Source organism: Novosphingobium sp. MBES04 (assembly GCF_000813185.1).
In the GTDB taxonomy this organism is placed as follows: Bacteria; Pseudomonadota; Alphaproteobacteria; order Sphingomonadales; family Sphingomonadaceae; genus Novosphingobium; species Novosphingobium decolorationis.
The window spans coordinates 882,705-905,994 of record NZ_DF850489.1 but is presented as its reverse complement, the minus strand read 5'-3'; the positions used below and the strand labels follow the sequence as shown (position 1 = coordinate 905,994).

Genomic DNA, 23,290 nt, shown 5'->3' with positions numbered 1-23,290 from the left:
ACACTTTCGACGAGCAGGCCGGCGCCCTGTTCCTGCGCCGCATGGAAGACGGCATCGCGGAAGCCGCCGGGATGATCGGCCAGCTCCACGAAGCCGACGTTCAGGCCGAGGCCACGCTCGGCGTGATCCTGGCGACCGTGGCAACCGTGACCGAGCGGGTCGCCGCGATCCGCAACTTGCGCGTCGATGTGCGCCAGATGGCGATCAACATCGGCCTGCGCTGCCGAAAGACCGAGGTCATCGGACGCCCCGTCTCGATCATCGCCAACGAAATCCGCAGCCACTCCGACAAGCTCGACACGCTGATCGCCGGGATCAACACCGCCGAAGCCGAACTGGTCGCGATTTCGGAGCGCATGCGCACGATGGCGGGCAACGGCGATGGCGCGGTGGGCACCGGACTTTCCGAGGCGCTCGAAACCATCCGTGACAGCGCGCAGGCGACCGACATGGCCATGGCCACCGTCGAGCAAGGCACGATCGGCATGGCCGAGCTGATGGAACAGACCCAGGGCTTCCTTGCCGCCGCGCTTCAGATGGCGCCCGGCATTGCCGAGGAAGCCCAGGCGCTGGCCGCCAGCCCGCTATCCCCCGCCGCGCCGGGCGACGACAGCCCCTTGCGCCTCCTTCTGGACGACATTGCGGGAAGCTACACGATGGCGGGCGAGCGCAGTGTGCACAACCGCTTCCTGCGCCCCGGTATGGTGGCGCTGAACACAAGCGGGAACGCTCCCTCCCCCAGCGCTTCGGACGATGGGGGAGGGTTCGAGGGCTTCGATGATTTCGACGACTTCGACGACTTCGACGATGGCCTGTTCTAGATCTCGCGCGCCGCGCCCTTGAGGCCCAGGAGCGCGAGGATCGCGATGAACGAACCCAGTCCCATGACCACGGCGACGCCCTGCAGGCCAAGTCCGCCCTCGAACAGGAAGCCGGCCAGCACCGGCCCCAGCGCCGCGCCGCCGCGCCCGATACCGATGACGAAGCCGGTGCCGCCCGCGCGCGCCTCGGTCGGATAGGCGCCGGCGATCAGCGAGTAGAAGGCGACCATGCCCGCATTGGTGAAGAAGCCCGCCGATGCGGCGGCCCAGGACAGGCCCGAAAGGTCACCCGCCCCGCGCCCGAAGTTGATGACGAGCAGCGTCGAGCAGGCGAGCGCAGCCACCATCAGCGGGCGCAGGCCGATGCGCAGCAGCAGGACGCTCAGGAGAAGGGAGCCCAGGAGGCCGCCGATGTTGGCAAAGACGAGCACGCCCCCGGCCGAGGACGGCGCATAGCCCATGTCGACCACGATCTTGGGCACCCACTTCAGGATGAAGTAGAAGGTCATGACGTGGGTGAAATAGGCAATGGTCAGAAGGATGGTGGTGCGGCGAAGATCGGGCGCGAACAGCCGCGCGGTCGAGACTTTCGCGCGCGGCGCAAGTTCCGGCTCGGTCACGGCAGCGACAGCCGAATGGCCAAGTCCGGCCAGCGCGCGGTTGACCTTGGCAAGACGGCCCGAGCGCCCACCCTGCATGAGGAAGCCCACGCTCTCGGGCACGAGCAGCATCACGATGGGGATCAACGCCGCGCTGACCACGGCCCCGAAGATGAAGACATTGCGCCAGCCATCCTCGAGCAGAAACGCGCTGACGAAGGCGCCTCCGGTGATGGCCCCGATGGGATAGCCTGCCGCCATCACCGAGATCGCGGCCTTGCGCCACGTGTCGTTGGCGTATTCGGCCACCATCGCGTTGGTGCAGGCGAGCATGCCGCCAATGCCGATGCCGGTGCCAAAGCGCAGCGCCGCCAGCTGGTAGACCGACCCGACATAGGCCGCCCCCAGCATACCCGTCGCCATGACCGCAAGGCAGGCGAGCGCGGTGGGCTTGCGCCCGATCCGGTCGGCCATGGGGCCCAGCACGAAGGAGCCCAGCGCCATGCCGAACAGCTCCATCGACAGGACGATGCCCAGCGCGCCCCGGTCGATCCCCCAGTCCGCCGCGATGCCGGGCGAGGCGAAGCTGATGGCGAGGACATCGAACCCGTCGAGCGCGTTCAAAAGGACGCACACCCCGATGGCGAGCACCTGGCGCGCGCGCATGGGGCCTTGCGCGATCAGCGCACGGGGATCGGTCGCACCTTGCGGTGATGCGTTCATGCCGGACTTCCTCTCTGGCAGCGCTTCTCTGGCGCTGCTGCGTTGTTCGTGTGCCAAGGGGAACGGGCCTTGCGGCCCGTTTCGCCTCAGGGTGCGACCGGCTCGACCAGCATCAGGGCGTCGAGCGCGACCACTCCGTGTCCCTCGGGATAGAGGATAACGGGATTAAGGTCGAGTTCGGAAAGACTTGGCTCTGCACTGAGAACCGCCGCGACCTGCGCGACGAGCGCGGCCAGCGCCGGAACGTCCAGCCTGGGCGAGCCGCGATACCCGGCAAGGAGCGCCGCAGACTTAAGGCCCATTAGACCCTCCTCGATCTGCGCCAGCGTCATGTCGGGGGTGAACAGGCACACGTCCTTGAGGATCTCGGCGGTCACGCCGCCAAATCCGGCAAGGACCACCGGCCCCCAGTCCGGATCGTTGCGCCCGCCCACGATCATCTCCATGCCGCGCGCGCCCATCTTCTCGATCAGCACGCCGTCGAGCGCGAGCGCGGAGTTGTAGGCCGCGACGTTGTCGTGGATCGTGCCCCACGCGGTGCGCACCGCATCCGCATCGGCAAGGTTGAGAAGCACGCCGCCCGCATCGCTCTTGTGGCCCAGCGCCTGCGCCTGCGCTTTCATCGCGACCGGATAGCCCACCTTGTCGGCCACGGCGACGGCCGCGTCCGCGCTGTCGGCAAAACCACCTTCGGGGAAGGCAAGGCCGAGCGGGGAAAGCAGCTCCTTGGCCTGGTACTCGGCAACGACGCCCGTGTAGTCATCGAGCCCTGGCACCGGGGTCGGCTCGAACGCGCCCTTCGCAAGGTCCCGGCGCGCGAAGGCGGCGAGGCGCGAAAGCGCGCGGATCGCACGTTCCGCGTTGGGGAAGCAGGGAATGCCGCGCGCACGGAAATCGGTGATGATCTCCTCGGGGATCGGCGCGCCTTCATCGAGCCCTGCATAGATCAGCGGCTTGGTCGAGGTGCGCCCATCAAGCGCAGCGCGGATCGCGGGCGCCTTGATGCCGATGGTGACGGGATCGGTCTGGATGATCCCGGCGACCACCGCGCCGACGCGATCATCGTCGAGCAGCGCGGTGAGGCAATTGGTGTAGATTTCCGGCTGGCTGAGCCCTTGCGCGGTAATGTCGAGCGGATTGCTGACCGGCACGAACGGGGGCAGCGCTTCGCGCAGCGCCGGCGCGTTGGCGTCGTCCAGATGCGCCAGGGGCAGATTGAATTCTTCGGCAAGATCGAGCGTCAGCGCCTTGAAGGCCCCCGATTCGCCCAGCACCGCGATGTCGGCGCGTTCCATGTGCGGGCAGTGCATGAGGATCTCGGTGATGTCGCCCAGCTCCTCCAGCGTCTCGGCGAAGATCACGCCCTCGCGCTCGACCTTGCGGCGCATGAGCGAATAGTCCCCCGCCATCGCGCCGGTGTGGGTGGCCGCGCTCTCGCGCGCCGCACTGGACTTGCCCGGGTGCAGAAGGACGATGGGCTTGCCCGCCCCGCGCGCCCTTGCGGCGACTTCGAGGAAGCGGGCCGGCTTGCGGAACTGCTCGACGATCATGGCGATGACGTGGGTTTCGTCATCTTCGAGCAGCCATTCGACGTAGTCTTCCACGCCGCTCGCGGCCTCGTTGCCGGTCGAGACCGAATAGCTGATCGGCAGGTCGCGCGCGCCGAAGGTCGCGCCCAGCACCGCAGCCATCGCGCCCGACTGGGAGACGACGCCCAGCGCGCGGCGTCCGGCGGGCGGCAGCGCCTGCGTCTCCACGAAAGTCAGCGGCACCGCATCGACGTAGTTGACCGCGCCCAGGCAATTGGGCCCCTCGATGACCATGCCGTGCTCGGCCGCGATCCGGGCGATCTCGGCCTGCTGGGCCTTGCCCTCCTCGCCGCCCTCGGCAAAGCCCGCCGAGAAGATGATGGCCCCGCCCGCCTTGCGCGCGGCAAGCCCCTTGACCGCGTCGAGCACGGCGGGCTGCGGGATCGCCAGAACGGCCACGTCCACGCCCTCGGGCAGCGCCTCGACGCTGGGGTAGCAGCGGTGCGTGCCGATCGTCTCGCGCTTGGGATTGACCGGGTAGATGGCGCCCGAATAGCCGTTGCGTTCCAGGTTCGTGAGCACCGAGGCGCCCAGTGCGCCGGGCTTGTCGCTCGCGCCCACGATGGCGATCGAGCGCGGCTTCAGGAAACGCGAAATGGCGTCGTGCGAAAGGGTGGTAACGGTCATTCTGGAGGCCTCTCCCGGCGAGGTTCAGGTGAATGTGAGATAGGTCTGGGGTGGACGGGGCCCGCCGCTGCGACGTGGCCCCGTCCCGTGAAGGTCAGTCCTTCTTGTTCAGGTCATAGGCGCCCAGACCCGGCTTGAAGGTCTTTTCGTCGATGAACTGGCGGGTGGCTTCCTTGCGGCCTTCGCCGTCGAAGAAGTTGGCCGCTTCCTGCGTGCGCACGAGGTAGTCCATCGAATTGTCGAAGGTCATCTCGCCCACGCGGCGGATCGCCCACTTGGTGGCGCGCAGCGCGGTCGGGTTCTTGCCCAGCAGCACGCCGGCGATTTCCTCGACGCGGGCCTTGAGCTTGTCGCCGGGCACCGCCTCGTTGACGAGACCCCACTCGGCGGCCTTCTTGCCATCGACGTTCTCGCCCATCATGGCGTGGTACATCGCGTTGCGGAAGCCGGTCAGTTCGACAATGACCTTCGAGGCGCCGCCGCCGGGCAGGATGCCCCAGTTGATTTCCGAAAGGCCGAACTGCGCGTCCTCGGCGGCAACGGCCAGGTCACAGCTGAACAGCGGGCCGTAGGCGCCGCCAAAGCACCAGCCGTTGACCATCGCGATGGTTGGCTTCTCGTACCAGCGCAGGCGCTCCCACCAGCCATAGGCCTCGCGCTGCGCCTGGCGGGTTGCCCACAGGCCCTTTTCCTCGTTCTCGCGGAAGTACTCCTTCAGGTCCATGCCCGCAGAGAAGGCCGTGCCCTCACCGGTCAGGACGAGCACGCCCACGTCCTCGCGGAATTCCAGCTCGTTGAGGATCTCGGTCATGCGCCGGTTGAGGTTGGGGCTCATGCAGTTGCGCTTTTCCGGGCGGTTGAACGAAACCCAGGCAATGCGGTTCTCGACGGTGTAGGAGACGGTATCTTCAGGTGCACGTTCGGACATGGCAAATTTCCTTGATCTGTGTATTTGACTATCTTCGATACGAATAAGATGGCTCACGAAGAGCCCAATTGCGGAGAGAACCTTGGCCGACACATCCGGAAAGCCCGATAGCGGCTCGCTTCCTGCGCCCCATGGGGAACCCGATCCGCTTGCCATCCTGCCCGGCTACACGCTGCGCCGTGCGGCCAATGCGATGATGGCGGAACTGGGCACGCTGCTGTCCGAAGTGGACCTGCGCGTGTCCGAAGCCTCGATCCTCCTGCTGATCGACGGGCGCGACACGATGACCTCCAGCCAGATCGGCACCGCTCTCGACATCCGCTCGGCGAACATGGCCCCGCTCATCGGACGCCTGGTCACGCGCGGACTGGTCGAACGCGTGCCGCTCGATGGCAAGTCGATGGCGATCATCCTGACCCCGGACGGCGAGGCAATCCTGCGCGAGGTGCGCCGGATCACCCAGACCTTCGAGCAGGATCTGCTCCAGCGCATCCCCACCGAGCACCGCGACCACTTCGTCCCCGCCCTCAACGCGCTCTGGCGCTGAGGCGGAAGCCGATAGGGCCTGGCCCCAGGGGCCGGTGCCGTGGCGGGAAAGGCTCATCGTGCCGACCGTGTCCGGACCGCCCGCGCCCGCTCAGATCGGGTAGTGCCCGGGCTGGGTCTCGACCGTGATCCAGCGCAGCTCGGTGAAGCTGTCGATCCCGGCCTTGCCGCCAAAGCGGCCGTAGCCCGACGCCCCGACCCCGCCGAACGGCATCTGCGCCTCGTCGTGGACGGTCGCGCCGTTGACGTGGCAGATCCCCGACTTGATGCGCCGGGCGACGGCAAGGCCGCGCGCGGTATCCCTTGTGAAGACCGCGGCGGAAAGGCCGTATTCGGTGTCGTTGGCCAGCGCGATCGCGTGTTCCTCGTCGCGCGCGTGGAGGACCGCGACGACCGGGCCGAAGCTTTCATCGCGGTAGATCTTCATCGCGTCCGTCACGCCCGAGACGACCGTTGCCGGCATCAGCACGCTGTCGGCGGTTCCGCCCGTCAGCAGGGTCGCGCCATGGGATAGCGCGTCCTCGATCAGCGAATTGACGTGGTTCACCGTCTTCTGGTCGACCACCGCGCCGAGCGGGCTCGTGCCCTCGCGCGGATCGCCCGTGGTCATCGTCGCGACCTTGGCCGCGAACTTTTCCGCAAACGCCTCGGCGACCGCGTCGACCACGATGATACGCTCGGTCGACATGCAGATCTGGCCCTGGTTCATGAAGGCGCCGAACGAGGCGGCCTTCATAGCCTCATCAAGATCGGCATCCTCCAGGACCAGGAACGGCGCCTTGCCGCCCAGTTCCAGAATGCAGGGCTTGAGATGGCCAGCCGCGCGCTGGGCGATGATGCGGCCCACCGCGGTGGAGCCTGTGAAGTTGATGCGCTTGACCTCGGGCGCGTCGATGAGCGCGCCCACGACCTCGCCCGCATCCTCGGGCGCGTTGGTAACGACGTTGACGACGCCTTCGGGGAAGCCGGCCGCGGCGAAGGATTCGATCACCAGCGAATGGACGCGCGGGCAGATCTCGCTGGCCTTCAGGATCACCGCATTGCCACAGGCAAGCGGCGTTGCGATGGCGCGCACGGCCAGGATGATCGGCGCATTCCAGGGCGCGATGGAGAGGATGACGCCGACCGGCTCGCGCACGGCCATGGCAAGGCATCCGGGCTTGTCGGAGGGGATGATCTCTCCCGAGATCTGCGTGGTGAGCGCAGCGGCCTCGCGGATCATGCTGGCCGACAGGCCGTGATTGAACATGGCCCAGCCCGCGGTCGCACCGATCTCGCTTTGCATGGCGGCCACGAAATCATCGCGGCGCGCCTCGAGCGCTTCGGCGGCCTTGGTGAGGACAGCACGGCGGGCGTTGGGGCCCATCTGGCCCCACTCGGCCTGCCCCTGCGCGGCCTTCTTCGCGATGGCCGGAATATCGCCAGGCTGCATGGCCGGCGCGCTGGAGGCGATTTCGCCTGTCAGCGGATTGCGACGCGAGAACTCAGTCATCCCTATCTCCCTTGGCTCTGCTGGCCCTGAATCACTTGGCTATGCTGAATAGCGATATTTTATCTATCAGCAATAGTAATATCAGAGGATGCGACGAGCCGTGCCGCACAGCGCCACGCGCCGAGGCCAAGTGCAAGGGAAAAAACGTCCGGGAGGGATGCTGCTGCGCCGCAACGCGATGTGCGAAGAGTCCGCGCGCGTTCGGCCGCTCAGCCGATCAGGCCCGTCTTCTCCAGGAAGCGCAGGAGATTGCGCGGGAGATAGGGAAAGGGCGCATAAGGAGGCGTCCCCCCCGCCTTCATCTCCCGGCTCAGGTTCAGACGCGCCAGCACACTCGGGTGGATCGTCTCGGTCGCGTCGGAGCCCAGTGCGCGCTCCTTCTGGCCCTGCAGCTTCCAGAACGCAGAGCGTGCCGAATTGACCAGCAGGCCCCGCGCCGCGTCCTCGTCCAGCCGCTCCACCTTGCGCGCAAGGTAGTCCTCGTCGAGTTCGAGCCAGGCCTGCGCCTTTCCGCACATCCACAGCAGCGCGATGTCGGACAGCACCTTGTCGGGGTACCCTCCGCCCACGTTGCTGTGCGCGCCCGCGAACCACACCTGCTCGACCTCCTGCCCCGGCGCGATGCCGCCCGAGGTGTCCCAGATCGCGGGCACGAACTTGCTGCGGCGCTCGTCGATGGCGAGAGCCTGGTAGGCATGGCGCACCTTGGCCCCCAGCTTCACGTCGTGAAAGGCGTAGCCGCCCCGGCCCCAGGCCCCCAGGACATTGGAGGGGCCCCCCAGCGCGCCCACGGTATCCCACACGCCCACCATTTCGATGTCGGGATGACGCCCTTCGAAGAGGGCCGGATCGAGGGGCGCCTTGGCCCGTTTGCCATCATCCATGCGGTAGTAGGCCCAGATCTCGGGCAGCTTGTCGAGATCGCCCTTGCGCACCAGCCCGACGAGGCCGACCAGACCCGCCAGGCTGCGCACGGTATAGGCCCCGCGCGAGAAGCCGAACAGGAACAGGCTGTCGCCAGGCTCGTAGTTCTGGCACAGGAAGCGGTAGGCCTGCTGGACATTGGTGCCCAGCCCCGTGCCGAAAGCGCCGCCCACCACCCGGTCGAGCACGTTGCCGCTGCCCACGCCCTCGTCGTAATAGATCACCTGCGCGCGACCTGTCGCCGTGCGCGGCAGGATCGCGCGCGCCATCTTGGTGACGTTGGTCGGCTCGCCCTTCTGGTCCGCGCTGTTCCAGGTTCCATCGCAGCACACGATCAGGCTCTTGGACATGACACTCTCCTCTCGTGGGCACGGCGGCCCGGTGGGTCGATTTCAGGCACGCGCATCACCCCTTCTTGCCCAGGAACTGGGCCAGAGGATCGCGCATCAGCGGGAGCAGCGCGGCCAGCGCGAAGAACGAGGTCGCGACAAGCTGGACCAGGTTGGGGGAGACGTAGGCCACAAGCATACAGGCCGCGACGTAGGCGACGATGATGGGCAGGCGTACATGGTGCCACTTGTCGTCCACCTGCGCGCAATACGCGCGCACCCGGGCGCGCTCCTCGCGGGGGAGGTCGTGGCGGATGAACTCGGCAAGCTCCTCGCTCGCGATACGCACGTAGGGCGTCAGCTGCAGGTAGCCGCGCTCGACCAGATCGCGGATCGAGGCCCGTTCGTGGAAATTGATCGTGCGGCCATACGCCAGCGACAGAAGCCGCGCCTTCTGCGGATAGCCTCCCAGCGCGTCCCAGGCCATGCGCGGATGGGACGCCATTTGTGCACGGCGTGCCTTCAACTGTTCAGGCGCCACCTCGACCGGCAGGAGATAGAGACCGGTCAGGTGCTCGGCCACGGCCACGAGAAGCCGATACAGGGCAAACCCGAAGAGCGCGACGAACCCGCCAAGAAAGACCCTGGTCCACCAATCGGGATGGAGCGGCAGCTGCGTGGAATCGCTGCTGACCAGCGCCTTTCCTTCCAGCGACCAGTCCGCCCTCTGCGCGCGCAAGGGCTGGAATTGCCCTGGAAGCGCCAGCGCAAGGCGCCCCGCCTCCCGTACCAGAACGTAGCCGTTGGCCTGCCCCGCCACCACAGGGTCGGGCACCCCGACGCGCGGCTGCAACCGCTCAACCAGAGCCGCGAGCCACCCCTGCGACTGGTGGGACGTGACGTCGCAATCTTCGTGGGCGCTGTTGTCGCCCTCCTCTTCGCTGCCCCCGCAGCGGGACTTCACTCCCACCCCAAACAACCCACCGCCGTCCGTTTCGGTATCCGGGGCCGGAGCCGGAGCCGGTGTCCTTTTCGCAACCGGCAGCGGGCTTACCAACCAGCCGGGATTTCGCGACACATCCGTGCCAAACCCGAATGCGCGTCCCCATTGGTCAAGTATCTCATCGCGCGTAGCCGCCTCATTCCCTCCTCTCGCGTGTGCCAGACGCCTCGCATCGTCCTGGAACTCGAGAGCTTGCCATTCCGATTGCGCCGCGACATGCGCCAGTGAGCGTCCCATGTATCGCTCGAGATTGACGCTGTAGGTCAGCGCCATGATGCAGACCATGGGCATGCTCACGACGATGGTCAGCAGGGTTAGGGCCCGCAGGATGTAGGCCCGGCGCTGACGGACGCGGTACCAAGGTGGCAGAGGCGCACACGGCGGGTTGTCCGGGTCGCGCCGCAGGGCTAGCCAACGCCCCAGCTGTATGACCACAACCCCTCCCGCAGCGAGCAGGAACAGCGAAGCCTGCGCACGATCGGATCCATCGACTTTCCCGTAGAAACCCAGGACGAAGACCATCGCGAGCAGGGTGACACCCGCAGTCCCCTTGCGCAGCCACGCGACCCGGACCGCGTGCCGGCGGCCGCGCTTTTTGTCCGTGGCCGCGCTGCGGCGTACAATGGTCAGGTAGTTGCCGATCAGCAGGACCACCGCGAGCCCGAAGTTGGCGAGGACGGCGACTTCGGGCGCGCAGGCCCACAGCGCAGCCCCCTGCAGCAGCAGAACACCCCCTTGCCAGATCAGCTCGCGCGCACCGGTCACGAAGGAATAGCGCAGGCCGTCACCTGCCCCCACGCACAGGGCGTTGGGAAAGAACCAGATTGACCGCCCGCGGATGGGGGGCGGGGCTTGCCCGTCCAGCCCGGAAGCGGGGCGCGGGAAGAGCACCCGCAAGATCCGTGGAAGTCCCCAGCACACCACGAAGACCAGGGCGATCCAGCCACATCCGAGCAGAAAGGCCTGGACCACCGAGGCCCCCAGCAGATCCAGCGCCTCGTCACGCGCGTAGATCGCAACGATCGACCAGGGCGTGTCCGGAACCGGCCGCACCAGCGCGAAATGCGGATGCCCCTGATAGGAGATCGAGAGCAGCGAACTGCGGACCTCGGCCACCTCATCCTGCGCAGTGCGTGTCCCCTGCCGCAGCATTTCGAGAGCCGAGGCCAGCCCCGGATCATATCCCGCTTCGACCAGCAGGTTCTCGTTCATGCTGCGCGCCTGGTGGCTGTGGTAGAGCACATCGCCCTCCACCTGACCGCCGCGCGCGCCAAGCTCCTCGGGCAGATCGCTGTTCAGGACCACCATGAAGGCGAAGTTGGGCGGCAGGACCGGAGCGCGCAGCGCAACCGGAAAGAAGGTGAAAAGCTGCCTCCCGTCCTTGTTGCCCTTGCTACAGTCGTCACCAGAGCAGGACACCTCCGGCCCCATGGCCGAAAGCGAAAGTCGACCGTTGCCCTTGGAGCGCAGGAACTGGACATAGCTGCCCGTGGGGAAACCAAGGCCCATCTGCGAAGCCACGAAATAGGGCCGCTTGGCGACATTCAGCCGACTGCGCAGCGGCTGCCTGCCGAAAAAACCGCCTCCGCACAGGGCGTTCTCGTTCGCATCCGCCTGCCCGAGCGCTGGCAGACACGTGCCTGCGTCATTGACAGCCGTCACGCCGACCAGCGCGTCCGCGTCCTGTTGCGCGACAACGCCCTGGTGCGTGCCGAACAGCACGTCCTTCTCGGCCGTTTCCCCTGTGTGAGCGGCTGCAATGGCCTTCGAAAGGCTCTGCGAGACTTGGTTCGAGAGCCAGGCCAGTTCGCCTTCGATGTCGCGCGTGACACTACTGCGAAAGAGCACAACGGTCGTGAACAGCGTGGCGGTCATGGTGATCAGCATGATCGAGAGCATGACCCCGGCAAGGTCCGCACGGCGGATCGGCTTGAGCGCGCTCTGGCTGAACAACTTGATCAGCGGAATGGCCAGGAACAGGACGACGATGGCCATCAGCAGGTGAACAAGAGCGCTCTTGGGCAGCGCCGTCGCCGTGCGGTCAATGACCCGCTCAGGCACGAGAAAGGCATAGATCAGGCCACGGCTCCGCGCGGGCCCGGCTTCCCCCTGCTCGGCGCCCTGTGAGCCGGACGCGATCGGGCTGTCGTCCCCTCCGATCCACACCGCGCCGTCCACCGCCGAAAGGCGATGCGCGGCCATGAACACCGCATAGTCCTGCCCTCCGAAACTGTGGGTCAGGCGCGCGGGCGCCCCTGAAAAGACCACGTTGCGCTCGCCGCGCTGGTAGGCCTCGATGGTTTGCTTCATCTCGGCCAGGTCCCGGGTTTTACTGGCCTCACCTCCGGAGCGACCATCAGGTTTCGAACTCTGCTCCGCGACCTTGTCCCGCGAACTGTCCGCCTTCAGGATCAGGATTCCGAGCGAGTGAAAAAGGTCCCAGCGACCATCCCTGTCCTGCCCGGCCAGGACATTTCCCTTTTCATCCATGATGAGGAGGATGGCCTCGGGATAGGGCAGGTCGGCATTCTCGGCGATCGTCTTCAGGGGCAGGTGCACAATGCCCGGCCGATCTACGTCGCTCGTGTCGTGTGCGGCGTTGGGCTTGCGCAGGCTCTCGACACACAGGACCGGCCCATCCGGACAATTGAATCCCAGATGCGGATAGTCTTCGAGAGCTTCGCTCCTTCCTTGGGCATCCTTGTCGTTCGTCGCGTCATCGCCATGGCTGCGCCAGATTGTCGCGGCCGCCCCAGCAACCTCGACCTGGTCATCGATCAGCCGCGCGACTTGTGCCATTGCGCGGTAGATGCGGTCACGCTCGTGCTGCGCGCGGGGCTGTACGAAGAAGGCGAAGAAGAGGCTGCCAGCCAGCAGCACGCCGAGCACACCTGCGAGAGTTTCGCCCAGGGCGCCCCCGAAGAATCCCCTCCCGGCCTTCACCGCTGACGCCTGCGCCATGAGCCCTCCTCTCGTCCGACACCGGACCTGCAATGCGAAGAGCGACCCACCCGAATTCTATATCAAGCCGCACATCGGCCAATCATTAATAAAGTTGATCCCAATAATGACACTATTGTTCATCTTTTAATGAATATAGATTTTCGACATACACATGAAATCGCGGGCAAACCTGCCTGTAAGCGCGGCTTGCCGCGGCACACCTGCAATTGCAGAGAAATACCGCATGACAGGCTTTCCCAGGGCTTCTCAGGCCACCATGAAAGGTCGAATCGTCCGCAGCGCCGGCAGAGCGTTGGCAGGTCCAAGAACCTGCGCCGAACCTTGCGCCCATGCGCGGCCCGCCTATCCGGTCTATCCTTCTGCGCCACAAGGCTTTGGAGCGGTGCTGCGCGGGTACGGGAACCGTGCGTATCCGCGTTCCCACCGTTGCAGCGCGGCCCGCTTGGCGGCATCGTGCGTCCATGACGCTCTCGCCTCTTCGCCTCGTCCTGCTCGTCCTTGTCGCCATGATGGCGCTGGCCGTGTGCGAGACGCCGCTCGTGGCGCAGCCCACCGAGCCGGACGCCGCTCCCGAGAACGCGCCCGAGGTGGCTCCGGCGGCCCAGCGCGCCGCACGTATCCAGGCGCTCCTCGCCGGAAACCTGGACCCGGCCGTCGACGCGCACGATCTCTTCGGAGCCAGCCTCATAGGGCAGGACACGCCGCGTCTGCGGCTTGTCGCGCGCATGGTCGAGGACCGCGATTTCTATGCACGCGCCGCGCGCGATCCGGCTGCACTGGACGGCCTGCCTCCCGCGCAGGCGCAGCTTGCGCTCGCCGAAGCCGCTTTCCTGCGCCTCTCCGACCAGCGCCGCCGCACTCTCCTCGAAAGCCATGAAAAGGCCCACCGCAGCTTCCGCGAGGCCGCCGCGGAGAAGAGCTCGCAAGCCCAGGAACTCACGCGCCTGAAGACCGAGCTTGCCGCGCTTGAGGCCTTCCTCAAGGGGGAGGCCGTGCCGCCGGGCGCGCTCGACATCAACTTGCTCGATGCCGCCAACAACACAGGCCAGATGGCGCTCCTGCGCGACACCGAAATCCCCGACGAGGCCGAACCCGCCGAAGACGCCTCTCCGGCGCTGCGCATCGCCTGGCTCAAGGACCAGGTCGCGCTGGCCCGGCGCACGATCTTCCGCCTGCCTCCCGACCGCCTCGTCCAGCTTGCCGCCGCGTCCGGCGTCTCCTCGCGCTCGGCGCAGGAAGTCGCGCAGGCCGATGCCCGGCTCAAGAACGCCAACACCCGCCTCGACAAGGCCGAGCAGGACGCGCGCGATGCCGCCAGCGAGCATGAGCGCCTTGTCGCCAGCGAGCGCGCGCGCCTCCTCAAGACCGAACAGGCCCAGGCGAAGTTCCGCGCCGACCTCGTGCGCGGCAGCGCCTCGCCCGACACCGTGGGCGACAACGCGCTGGCCTGGCGCCGCCGCGCCCTCGAAGCCGCCGAGGCCGGCCCCGCCACGGCCGATGCGCTCTACCCCGAACTCGTTGCCGAACTGACCAAGGTGCGTGGGGAACTGCAGGCCGCGCTCGAGGCCTCCGAAGCGCCCTCGACGCCCGGCCTGATCCCGCCGGCCCTCGACCGCGCACTGTCCTCCGACGCGCCGGAGACGCGCGCGCTGGAGACCCACCGCGCCGCGCTCGAACGCGACGCAGCGCTGCTGACCGAGGCCCACGCCCAGCGGCTGTGGCAGCAGCGCAGCGCACTGCGCGAGGCGATGAACCTGATGAACGGCGCGCGCCTCACCCTCCTGCACGCGCTGAGCGGATCGATGCGGGGCCGCGTGACCGGCTTTGGCCCGGAAGGCGTGGCGCAGGTCCGCCGCGAGGTCTTCGAGATCGTCCTCGAACTGCGCTTCAACCTGCAAGCCTGGCGCCATACCGCCAGCGACCTTCTGGCCCGCGTGACCAGCCCCAGCCCCGCCTTCGTCCTCGCCGTGCTGCGCCTCATGCTGATTGCCATGGCGTTCGCCTGGTGGCGCAGGCGCGGCGATGCCCTGCTGGCGCGCGCGCAGATGGAGGCGGCACTCAAGCGCCCCCGCACGGTCCTGCGTTCATTGCAGAGCGCCGCGCTCCAGCACTGGCGCTGCGTGCGCGCGCCGCTCGACTGGCTGCTGCTGGCCTGCGTCCTGTGGTGGCTCTGGCCCGAGGATCTCGCGCTGGCGGGCCTGCGCTTCCTCTGGATCGTGGTGTTCTGGTCGCTCGCGACGGTCGTCACCGTGCGCCTTGTCAACGAGCTGGCGCGCGGGCGCGGGCAGGACGACCCGCGCGCGGCGCTGCGCTGGAAATCGCTGCGCCTCATCGCGGGCAGCCTGCTCGCGATCGGCCTCATGCTCAACCTCACCCGCGCGAGCGTGGGGGAGGGCGCGATCTACAACTGGGTGGTGACCGTCGCCTGGCTGCTGGTGCCGGTGGTGGCCGTGCTGCTCGCGAGGTGGTGGCGCGCGCGCATCGTGAGCCTTGCCGCGGCGGACGCCGGTGACAGCGCGCTGCTGCGCTGGATCGCGCGGGACCCGGGCGGCGTCACCGGCGTGGCCGGGCGCATCGCGGTGGGTGTGCTGCTGCTGGCCAAGGCGTGCGCGCGGTGATCGCACGGCGCGTGCGCGACGTGGCGCTGGTGCGCGAAATGCTGGAGCAGCGCGCGCGCATCGCGGCCGAGCGGCAGGTGGCCGAGGACAAGGCCAGCGGACGCTTCCACCGCCTCCCGCCCGAAACCCTTGCCGTCTTCGATCCGCACCGCCCGCCCTCGACGCTGCGCCTCGGGACCGAGCGCCCCGGACACCTGCCGATGCCCCCGGTCCCGGCCGGATCGCTCACCCTGTTCGTGGGCGAGCGCGGGCTCGGCAAGTCCTCGTACCTGCGCGATCTGGCCCGCAAGTCGGGCAAGGACATGCGCCACGTCCACCTGGAAGTGCCGCCCTGCCCGCCCGCCGACTGGGTCGAGCGCCTGCCCGACAGGCTGGCGCAGGAGAGCACCGGAGCGGCCCCGCTCTTCATCACCATCGACGATATCCAGCGCCTCATCACCCCGGCCATCGGCGGACTTGCCGCGCTCGACCGGCTGATCGGACAGGCCCGCCATTCGTGCGAGGAGGGCCATGCCTGGGCCTTCGCGATCTCGGATGCTGCCTGGCGCTTCCTCCAGCGCGCGCGCAGCGAACGCATCCTCTTCGATGCCATCCACACGCTCCCCGTCTGGACCGCCGACGAGCTGCGCGCCCTTATCGAGCGCCGCTCCACGCAGGCCGGGATCGCGCCGGATTTCTCGGCCATGGTCGATGACGGCGTGTTCGAGTTCGGCGAGGATGTCTCGGTGACCGAGCGCCGCAAGCGCGGCTACTTCGAGCGCCTCGCCGAACACGTCGGCGGCAACCCGGCCATCGCGCTCGACTACTGGCGCCGCTCGCTCTTCGTCGAGGCGGTCACCGGCACGGTCACCGTGCGCACCTTCGACACGCCGCCCACGGAAAGCCTCGCCGCACTGCCCATGCCCGCCCTCTTCGTGCTGCGCGTGCTGCTCCAGATGGACTTTGCCGACAAGGCGGCCATCCACGCCAGCACCGACCTTTCGGACATGCAGATCAGCGACGCCCTGCGCCGGCTCGAACGCATGGGCGCGGTGACGCAGATTCCGCCCGGCTACCAGATCGCGCTCAACTGGTGGACGACCGTCGCCCGCCTGCTCGCGCGCCAGAACCTCATCGTGCGGGAGACACGCTGATGCCCTGCCCCTCGTTTGCCCGCGTCCTGTTCCGGCCCCTGCGGTCAGCCGCCCCGCTTCTGGCCCTCGTCGCCAGCCCGGCATGGGCCCAGGACGATATCGACATCGATACGATCAGCCGCCTCGCCGACATCGTGCGCTGGGGCGGGGTCATCACCTCGCTTTTCGTCGTGACCGGTGCGTGGATGCTGCTGCGGCTTCTCGGCCGCTTCGTCGCGGCCTTCGGGAGCGAGTTCTCCTCACGCCGGTTGACCCTCCACAAGGTCAGCACGATCGGCCAGTTCGTGATCTACGTCGCCACGACGCTGCTCGTGCTCCTGCTCTCCTTCCGGGTCGACGAGACGACACTGGCGGTGATCGGCGGCACGGTGGCGGTCGCGGTCGGCTTTGCGATGAAGGACCTTGTCGCCTCGTTCATCGCGGGCGTCATCGTCATGCTCGACCGCCCCTTCCAGGTGGGCGACCGCGTCAACTTCGGGGGCGAATACGGCGACATCACCGCCATCGGCCTGCGTTCGGTCCGCATGCAGACGCTGGACGACAACACCGTCACCATCCCCAACAGCAAGTTCCTGAGCGATGTGACGTCCTCGGGCAACTACGGCGCGCTCGACATGCAGGTGGTGATGGATTTCCACATCGCCGCCGACCAGGACATCGAGCGCGCGCGCGAGATCGTGAACGAGGCCGTGCTCTCCAGCCGCTACGTTTTCCTCGCCAAGCCCGTTGTCATCCTCGTCAACCAGTGGGTGTCGGATTACCTTGTCGGTGTGCGCCTGCGGCTCAAGGCCTACGTCCTCGACACGCGCTTTGAAAAGGCCTTCGAGTCCGACGTGAACCTGCGGGTCCTGCGCGCCTTCCAGCACGAAGGGATCCTGACGCCCGGCCAGCCCCGCCCCGCCTCCTGAACCCGGCAATCGATTGCAGCGCCCTGCACTCCGCGTAGTCTGTGCGGACAGCGAACGCCCCCCACGAAGGGAGAGGGGGCCGAGATCGCGACCGCCGGGACTTTCTGCCCCCTGGACAGGGCACAGGACGCCATCGCCTTCGTGGGTGGATCCTGCGTACGGCCGCGCGCGAGGCCCTCGCAGGGGGTTGCGCCGCTGACGGACGGCACCGTCTACCTCATCCATCTCGACCGCGACGAAGCCGCACGCGCGCCCGTCAGTCTCGGCCCGAATTAGCAAGCGACTTCGCGCGGCAAAGACCCGCTGCGCCCCCGCAGGTCGCTTCCCGGGCCCGTTTTCACAAACTACGTGAATTTACGAGGAATGCATCACAAGCCTCTGTTTTACAGGCAATATATCTAAATGTTATAGACCTCCACTGCCGCGTCTGACACACAACAATCCGCCCCGGCCAACCTGACACCATCTATCAGAAAATCTACGTAGAATACTGTAATCATGCGGTTTACGGATTATCGCATCTGCACCGAGCAGTCCGGATGGCCCATCGCACAGCCAATCCGGAAATCCGCGACGCGCGTCGGGCTCATCACCGGGCACCAACACTACCGCCAGTCGACAGGGCCGGAAGGTCCAGGTCCCGCGTCCCCCTCGGTGCCGGGGACACGGGACCTGTCACCGGGAGGGGGTATCGTCCCGGCGAAGTCGGTCGTTGCGCCGCGCTCAGGAAGCCACGACGGCTCCTAACGGCACTTGGGGTGGCTGTGGATGTCGCGGATGTCCTTCACGTGGCCGTCCGCCACGGTCATCTGGAGGCACTGCTTGGACGAGGGGCGGTTCCAGATGGTGTAGGCCGTGCTGCCCGACTTGAAGCCGTCAACATTGCGGAAGCCCCGCTGCTGGAGTGTCGAATCCGCGCCGGCCGCGCGCGCATCTTTGAGGTCAAGATAGGTCGCCGTGCGCTGGTACCCGCCATCGCCGTGGTGGTGCTGGGTACGGTTGTTGCGCTGTTCCACCCCTTTGGAATATCCGCGCGAGTAGTACTTCGAGTCGTCATAGTTGTGGTAGGACTTGTGGTAGAGCCCGTCCTGGTAGCCGCGATCGTATTCGCGTTCGTGGTCGTGGTTGTCGAAATGGACCTTGTCATCGTGGTCGTCGGACTTGTGGGCGATCAGCGCGCCGAGCAGCGCCAGCCCCGCCACAGCGGCCACCGCAGCCCCGGTGTTGTCGCCCGAATGGTGGCAATCCTTCTTGTCGGCATCGTTGATGGTCATCACGCGCCCGTCGCTCACCTCGACCACCACGCAGTCGTTGCCGTCATCGTCCCACCAGTAGGAATAGCTCTCGCCATAACTTCCCTTGCGCCCGTCGATATACTTGAGGCCGCGCGACTGGAGCGCGCTTTCCGCGCTTGAAGCGCGCGCGCCATTAAGATCGGTGAACGAGGAGGCCTTCCTGGCCATGACCGCATGCGGCGCCAGCGCGATGAAAACCGCCAGTGATCCCATGACGGCGAAGCGTGTGTGCGTACTCATGATCAGGCTCTCCCCTGCTGCTTCCCAAACTTTGCCCATCTGCGCGTATCCCTGCGCATCAACTCCCTTCCGGCGCGGCGTGCGGGTGGATCGCGTCGATCACGGTCAGGTGATCCCACGCGCCCGCGCCGACCCGCGAGTTGGTGACCAGAACGGTTGTTCCCGGCCCCATCACCGCGTCGAGATCGCGGTGGAACGCGCGCGGCATCTCCACGCGGTTGAGCAGCGCCTCGTCGATCTCGCGCCCTTCCTCCTCCTCGTGCCCCGCCATCCCGACGAAGACCCAGTGCGGTTTGCCCTCGCGCACGATCTGGGTGACGACGTGTGATCCGGCATCCGCGCCGCGAATGCGCGCGACACTGCGCCCGATTTCCTTGCCCCCGCGCAGGACGACGATGCGCTGATCAAGCTTGGAGACGATCACCGAAACCGGTCCCTCGCGCGCCACATCCGGGGTCCAGTGGAACTGTTCGTCGGGCCGCAGCGGGTGATAGGCAATCGCCTTGCCCGTATCGTCAAAGGGCGAGAGAAGCGCGTTGCCGCTTGTCTCCAGGTGGTGCTGGGCATCGCCCTCGACCACCACGGTCACGCCCAGTTCGGTGACGGTAAAGAGTTCGCGCGCGAAGTTGTACGGCAGGTGCACGCAGCCATGGCTTTCGGGATAGCCCGGCAGCCCTCCCGCATGGAGCGCCACGCCGTCCCAGGTCAGCCGCTGCTGATAGGGCATGGGCGCGTTGTTGTAGGTGCTGGAGCGGTGCTTGGCGTCCTTCTGCAGGATCGTGAAGACGCCTGTCGGCGTCGCGTGGCCAGGTTTCCCCGTGGAAACCGTGGTCGCCCCGATGCGGATGCCGTTGCGGTAGACGAGCGCGATCTGGCGCGAGAGATCAACGAAGACGAGCACGGGCCCTTCGGGCGCGACCTCGGGGGCCCAGACCCATTCCCCCGGCTTCAGCGTTTCGATGGCCCGCGCCAGCTCGGGCGCGGAACTGACCTTGGAGCCTTGCGCGCGCGCCAGGACCGGCAGCAGCGCGAAGGCCAGGGCCAGGACGAGTGCCAGGACCAGTGCGCTGGCCGGAGCCGGAGCGCGCAGCCTGGCCGCGCCCTGGCGCGCGAACGCGCGGCGCCCCATCAGCGCACCTTTCCGCGCTGTATCAGGTTGACGATGCCCAGCAGCACCACCGCGCCGCCAAAGGGACAAGAAGGCCCACGATCGAGAACTCCTGCACGCTGCCCGCAATGCCGAAATTGCTGGCAATCGCATTGCCCACGACCGAGCCCACGCAGCCCACCACGATGTTCCAGAAAATGCCCATCGAGGCATCGCGGTTCATCACCTTGCTTGCCAGCCACCCGGCCAGCCCTCCCACGATCAGGGCAACGATCCAGCCCATGACGTCTCTCCTCGTCCGTGTTGTCCGTGTCACCCGTGCGCGCAAGGCCTCTCCTGCCTGCCCGCGATCCCGTTATCCGGCGGTGCGCCGCCGTCCCTTCCAAAGCCCCCAGAGCAGCGCGGCGTTGACCGCCGGCGCCAGCAGACCGCTCACCACGCCGCCCCAGCCAAGGCCCTCGGCCAGACGGTTCCAGGGAAACCCCAAGGGCACCAGGAAGACGCCCGAAAGCGGGTCCCTCTCCTGCCCCAGCCAACCGAACGTGCCGATGGCGAGCAGGACCAGCGCGCCCAGGTAGAGCGCGATGAAAACGAGGACGACCCACTTCATCACCATGCTCCAGGCAGCGCTGCGGTGGCCAACTAGAGCGCCCCCTCGTCGCCGCCGTAGAAGACCTGGTCGAGAACGCCGTCGCGGCTTCCAAAGCATTGCCAAGGCGCCTGCGCAGTCCGTACGTTCACGTAGATCATGACGCCCGATTCCGCCTCCTCGATACGCTGCGTGCCCACCACCTTGCCGCTGGTCATCGCGTTGATGCGCTCATGGCAGGCACTTTCCATGCCCCCTGCCCCACGGATCGGGTCGGTCGCGGGCGCGGCTGCGGCGACCTCCTGCGGACTTCCTTGAGCCGACGGAGGCACAGGGCCTGGCGGGCTCAGGCCAGCATTGGCATCGCCCATCGGCACCGAGACGATGGCAATGGGCCCGTCGGCGCCAAGTATGGTGCCGCCAAGGGCCTTGGCCTCCGCCATGCCCGGGCAGCCGACAAGGACCGCGCTGTCATCGAGCCAGTTGGATGTCACCGCACTTTCGCCCAGGCGCCGACAGGGATCGCCACTCGCCGGATAGCCATCGCCGATCACGACGAGGCTTTCGGGAAATGCGACCGGCTCGGCCGCCGGAACCGTGGTCTCTTCGCCAGGGGCCATGCCGCAGGCCGCCAGCAGGCCACACAGGACGAGAAGCAGCCCTGAGGGCCCGGCCCGGAATTCCCGCACATGCGCAAGACAAAGGTGCATCCGCCCCTCCTGCAAACCGATATGCTGCGGAAATATTCCGCAAACACCCTCAGATCATTCCGTCAGATCCGCAACCGGTCAATGACAATAGGTGGCAACATCCTTGGCATTTGCTGCCAAATCGGGAACCGCCCATGGTTCCGATTAAATATGGAAATTATACAAATCAGCAAATAATACTAAAACGCTGAAAAGAGATAGTTTGATAAATTGTGCACATTGGAGCGGGCCATCTCTCTCCATATTTCGCGTTGACCTCGTTTCCGGGGCTACGCAAACTTGCCTCCGGTTCGCACAGCGCTTCAGGGAGGAAGGGATGTCGAACAGGTTACGCGCCAGCGCGATGGAAACGATGGATACATGGGACTGGTCCGGCAAGGCGTCCGAAACTCCGGATGGCCGCGCGGTTCGCAGGATTTGCGCGCGCTTTGTCCGCTCCCTTCACGCCACGCTCGAAAGGCCCGCCTGGCTTCTTGCCGGAACAGGGCTCGAACGGCTGGACGAACTCCCCGAAACGATCCGCGTGGGTCAGTACATCACGATCATCTCCAACATGGCGCGCCATGCCCCGGACCCGGCCTACTTCATCGATTTCCTGGAGGCCGGCGTGCCCTACTTCCGGGGCGGGATCGACCTTGCCACCCGCTATGCGCCCGATATCCGCAGCGCCTTCGCGATCCTGCCACGCTTTGCCAACGAACGCCCCGGCATCTTCGAGCACCGCCTTTCGATGGATGCGCGCACGCTGACGCTGGAACTCGCGCCCGCCTTGCGCTTGGCGACGCCCGCCCGATCCTGACCGGAGCGCCGCTGCTCTTTCTCGCGCGCGTCGCGGCGGCCAACCTGGGCCACCCCGTCCACGAAGCGCGGATCGAATTGCGCCATCGCGAAGTGCCCTATGCCGCCCGGCTGCGCGCGGCCTTTCGCTGCCCTGTGGAATTCGCCGCCCCCCGCGATGCCATCACCCTGCCGCGCGCCCTGGCCCTTTGCCCCAGCGTGACCCACGACCCCGCTGTCTGGACCCAAGCGCTTGCCCGCTGCGAGGCGGAAGTGGGACCCACGCGGCCCACGCAAGGCTGGTCGGCCCGAACCCGGGGCGCCTGCTGCGACCTGCTGACCTCCACCGGCCGCGTGCCCCGCCTCGAACAGGTGGCCGGTGAGCTCGGCGTTTCCGCGCGTACGCTGATCCGCCACCTCAAGGGGGAAGACACGCGCTTTCAGGCGCTGGTCGACGCGCTCCTGCAGGAACGCAGCGAGGCGCTTCTGCGCGAGAATGGCCTGGCCATTCGCAGCGTCGCCGAACAGCTGGGACTGAGCGATGCCTCCGACTTCAACCGCCGCTTTCGCCGCTGGTTCGGAATGACGCCCAGCCAGTACCGTGCGCGTGCCAACCCTCCTGCCACCGCGCGATCCTGAGCCTAGGGGGCGTCCCCGCGCAGGCGAGCCACCGCCGCGGCGACTTCAGCCGCCGGATCGCAGTCCGCACCATCCGGGTCGAGCAGAGCCTGGAGTTGAAGCCCGTTGGAGAGCGCGGAAAGCTGGCGCGCGGCGCGCAGCGGATCGATCTCGGGCGCGATCGTTCCTGCCGCCTGTTCGGCGCGGATGGCCTCGGCAAGATCACGGCGCACACGTGTCTGGCGGGCGCGAATGAAGTGGTGCCCCGGGTGCGTGGGCACGACCGCATCGGCCGCGAACGAGAGATAGAGGTAGGACATGCCCGGCGCCGCGCTGCTGCGCCGGACCGCCGCCACGTAGAGATCAAGGCTTGGCCCGGCCAAGGCGGCGGGATCGGCGTTCGCGAGGCTGTCCTTGTCCCACAGTTCTATGACGCTGCGCAGCAGATCCTCGCGGCTCGCAAAGTAGTAGAGGATGTGCTGCGCCTCCATCTCCAGCGCTTGGCGAGTTCACGCAGCGACTGCTGGTGGTAGCCGTCACGCCCAATGATCGCGATCACCCCGCGCAGGATCTTCTCGCGCCGCGCCGCGCCCTTGGCGGACGCCGCCGCGCGCGCAGGGGCGGTATCGGAGGATGTCGTCGTCATCGGCACGCTCCTAGCACGCTTTGGCACCACAAAGGAGATGGGCGTACGGGTGCCCTGCACTATTTTTTACAATGTAAAAATTTCTGCTTGCGCCCGATCCACG

19 protein-coding genes and 1 pseudogene are annotated in these 23,290 nt (G+C 67.1%); 7 read left to right on the top strand and 13 right to left on the bottom strand.

Translation table 11 applies throughout. The annotated features are described in order from the left end of the window. Nucleotides 1–41 precede the first annotated feature (41 nt). A complete protein-coding gene (locus MBENS4_RS17905; RefSeq protein ID WP_039393335.1) occupies nucleotides 42–821 on the top strand; it encodes a hypothetical protein in 780 nt (259 codons plus the stop codon). On the opposite strand, the gene MBENS4_RS17900 is transcribed toward MBENS4_RS17905, so the two are convergent. The 3 genes from MBENS4_RS17900 to MBENS4_RS17890 form a co-directional block, all read right to left on the bottom strand. Beyond that, a complete protein-coding gene (locus tag MBENS4_RS17900; protein ID WP_039393333.1) occupies nucleotides 818–2,143 on the bottom strand; it encodes an MFS transporter in 1,326 nt (441 codons plus the stop codon). The two genes, MBENS4_RS17905 and MBENS4_RS17900, sit on opposite strands and share 4 nt — an antisense overlap. 86 nt (nucleotides 2,144–2,229) lie before the next feature. After that, a complete protein-coding gene (locus MBENS4_RS17895) occupies nucleotides 2,230–4,359 on the bottom strand; it encodes an acetate--CoA ligase family protein (protein ID WP_039393332.1) in 2,130 nt (709 codons plus the stop codon). A 94-nt stretch (nucleotides 4,360–4,453) separates the two neighbouring features. After that, entirely contained in the window at nucleotides 4,454–5,287 is an 834-nt protein-coding gene (locus tag MBENS4_RS17890; protein ID WP_039393331.1) for a p-hydroxycinnamoyl CoA hydratase/lyase, read from the bottom strand. 82 nt (nucleotides 5,288–5,369) lie between these two features. Here MBENS4_RS17890 and MBENS4_RS17885 point away from each other — a divergent pair, with 82 nt between their 5' ends. After that, a complete protein-coding gene (locus tag MBENS4_RS17885; protein WP_052322508.1) occupies nucleotides 5,370–5,834 on the top strand; it encodes a MarR family winged helix-turn-helix transcriptional regulator in 465 nt (154 codons plus the stop codon). A 90-nt stretch (nucleotides 5,835–5,924) separates the two neighbouring features. Here MBENS4_RS17885 and MBENS4_RS17880 read toward each other — a convergent pair whose 3' ends face one another. From MBENS4_RS17880 to MBENS4_RS17870, 3 genes are all read right to left on the bottom strand, one after another. Next, on the bottom strand, nucleotides 5,925–7,325 hold the full coding sequence (locus MBENS4_RS17880; protein ID WP_039393330.1) for an aldehyde dehydrogenase: 1,401 nt from the start codon (nucleotides 7,323–7,325) through the stop codon (nucleotides 5,925–5,927). 209 nt (nucleotides 7,326–7,534) lie between these two features. Beyond that, a complete protein-coding gene (locus MBENS4_RS17875) occupies nucleotides 7,535–8,599 on the bottom strand; it encodes a DUF2235 domain-containing protein (protein ID WP_052322507.1) in 1,065 nt (354 codons plus the stop codon). Nucleotides 8,600–8,654: 55 nt separating this feature from the next. After that, nucleotides 8,655–12,542: a hypothetical protein gene (locus tag MBENS4_RS17870; RefSeq protein WP_039393328.1), complete on the bottom strand. Its 3,888-nt coding sequence runs from the start codon at nucleotides 12,540–12,542 to the stop codon at nucleotides 8,655–8,657. 464 nt (nucleotides 12,543–13,006) lie between these two features. On the opposite strand from MBENS4_RS17870, the gene MBENS4_RS25530 reads away from it, so the two are divergent. From MBENS4_RS25530 to MBENS4_RS17860, 3 genes are read left to right on the top strand one after another with little or no spacing between them, the layout of a single operon-like run. Further along, the gene (locus tag MBENS4_RS25530) at nucleotides 13,007–15,163 is read left to right on the top strand and encodes a hypothetical protein (protein ID WP_144400995.1); all 2,157 of its coding nucleotides are present in this window, start codon (nucleotides 13,007–13,009) and stop codon (nucleotides 15,161–15,163) included. Further along, nucleotides 15,160–16,296, top strand: coding sequence for a hypothetical protein (locus MBENS4_RS25525; RefSeq protein WP_144400994.1), 1,137 nt, complete (start codon nucleotides 15,160–15,162; stop codon nucleotides 16,294–16,296). Before MBENS4_RS25530 ends, MBENS4_RS25525 begins: the two co-directional genes overlap by 4 nt. Then, complete coding sequence (locus MBENS4_RS17860) at nucleotides 16,296–17,204, top strand: mechanosensitive ion channel family protein (protein WP_052322506.1); 909 nt, start codon at nucleotides 16,296–16,298, stop codon at nucleotides 17,202–17,204. The genes MBENS4_RS25525 and MBENS4_RS17860 overlap by 1 nt, the downstream gene beginning before the upstream one ends. A 743-nt stretch (nucleotides 17,205–17,947) precedes the next feature. Here MBENS4_RS17860 and MBENS4_RS17855 read toward each other — a convergent pair. From MBENS4_RS17855 to MBENS4_RS24325, 5 genes and pseudogenes are all read right to left on the bottom strand, one after another. Further along, complete coding sequence (locus MBENS4_RS17855) at nucleotides 17,948–18,739, bottom strand: hypothetical protein (RefSeq protein ID WP_039395379.1); 792 nt, start codon at nucleotides 18,737–18,739, stop codon at nucleotides 17,948–17,950. 58 nt (nucleotides 18,740–18,797) lie between these two features. Further along, on the bottom strand, nucleotides 18,798–19,868 hold the full coding sequence (locus MBENS4_RS17850; RefSeq protein ID WP_084592227.1) for a L,D-transpeptidase family protein: 1,071 nt from the start codon (nucleotides 19,866–19,868) through the stop codon (nucleotides 18,798–18,800). Next, nucleotides 19,868–20,130 (bottom strand): annotated as a pseudogene (locus MBENS4_RS17845) (GlsB/YeaQ/YmgE family stress response membrane protein). The gene MBENS4_RS17850 and the pseudogene MBENS4_RS17845 overlap by 1 nt, the downstream one beginning before the upstream one ends. Nucleotides 20,131–20,202: 72 nt before the next feature. Continuing rightward, a complete protein-coding gene (locus MBENS4_RS17840; RefSeq protein ID WP_039393326.1) occupies nucleotides 20,203–20,457 on the bottom strand; it encodes a hypothetical protein in 255 nt (84 codons plus the stop codon). Between the two features lie 32 nt (nucleotides 20,458–20,489). Then, complete coding sequence (locus MBENS4_RS24325; RefSeq protein ID WP_052322505.1) at nucleotides 20,490–21,146, bottom strand: hypothetical protein; 657 nt, start codon at nucleotides 21,144–21,146, stop codon at nucleotides 20,490–20,492. Between the two features lie 316 nt (nucleotides 21,147–21,462). Between MBENS4_RS24325 and MBENS4_RS26865 the strand changes: the two genes are divergently transcribed. Beyond that, a complete protein-coding gene (locus MBENS4_RS26865; RefSeq protein ID WP_242405074.1) occupies nucleotides 21,463–21,945 on the top strand; it encodes a hypothetical protein in 483 nt (160 codons plus the stop codon). Next, a complete protein-coding gene (locus MBENS4_RS26860) occupies nucleotides 21,939–22,562 on the top strand; it encodes a helix-turn-helix transcriptional regulator (protein ID WP_242405062.1) in 624 nt (207 codons plus the stop codon). Before MBENS4_RS26865 ends, MBENS4_RS26860 begins: the two co-directional genes overlap by 7 nt. Before the next feature lie 2 nt (nucleotides 22,563–22,564). Here the strand turns inward: MBENS4_RS26860 and MBENS4_RS17815 are convergent, their stop codons facing one another. After that, nucleotides 22,565–23,032 (bottom strand): TetR family transcriptional regulator C-terminal domain-containing protein, encoded by a 468-nt coding sequence (locus MBENS4_RS17815; RefSeq protein ID WP_039393321.1) that lies wholly within the window; start codon nucleotides 23,030–23,032, stop codon nucleotides 22,565–22,567. Beyond that, nucleotides 22,969–23,187, bottom strand: a complete 219-nt coding sequence (locus MBENS4_RS25520; protein WP_144400993.1) for a hypothetical protein — start codon at nucleotides 23,185–23,187, stop codon at nucleotides 22,969–22,971. Before MBENS4_RS25520 ends, MBENS4_RS17815 begins: the two co-directional genes overlap by 64 nt. Nucleotides 23,188–23,290: the final 103 nt, after the last annotated feature.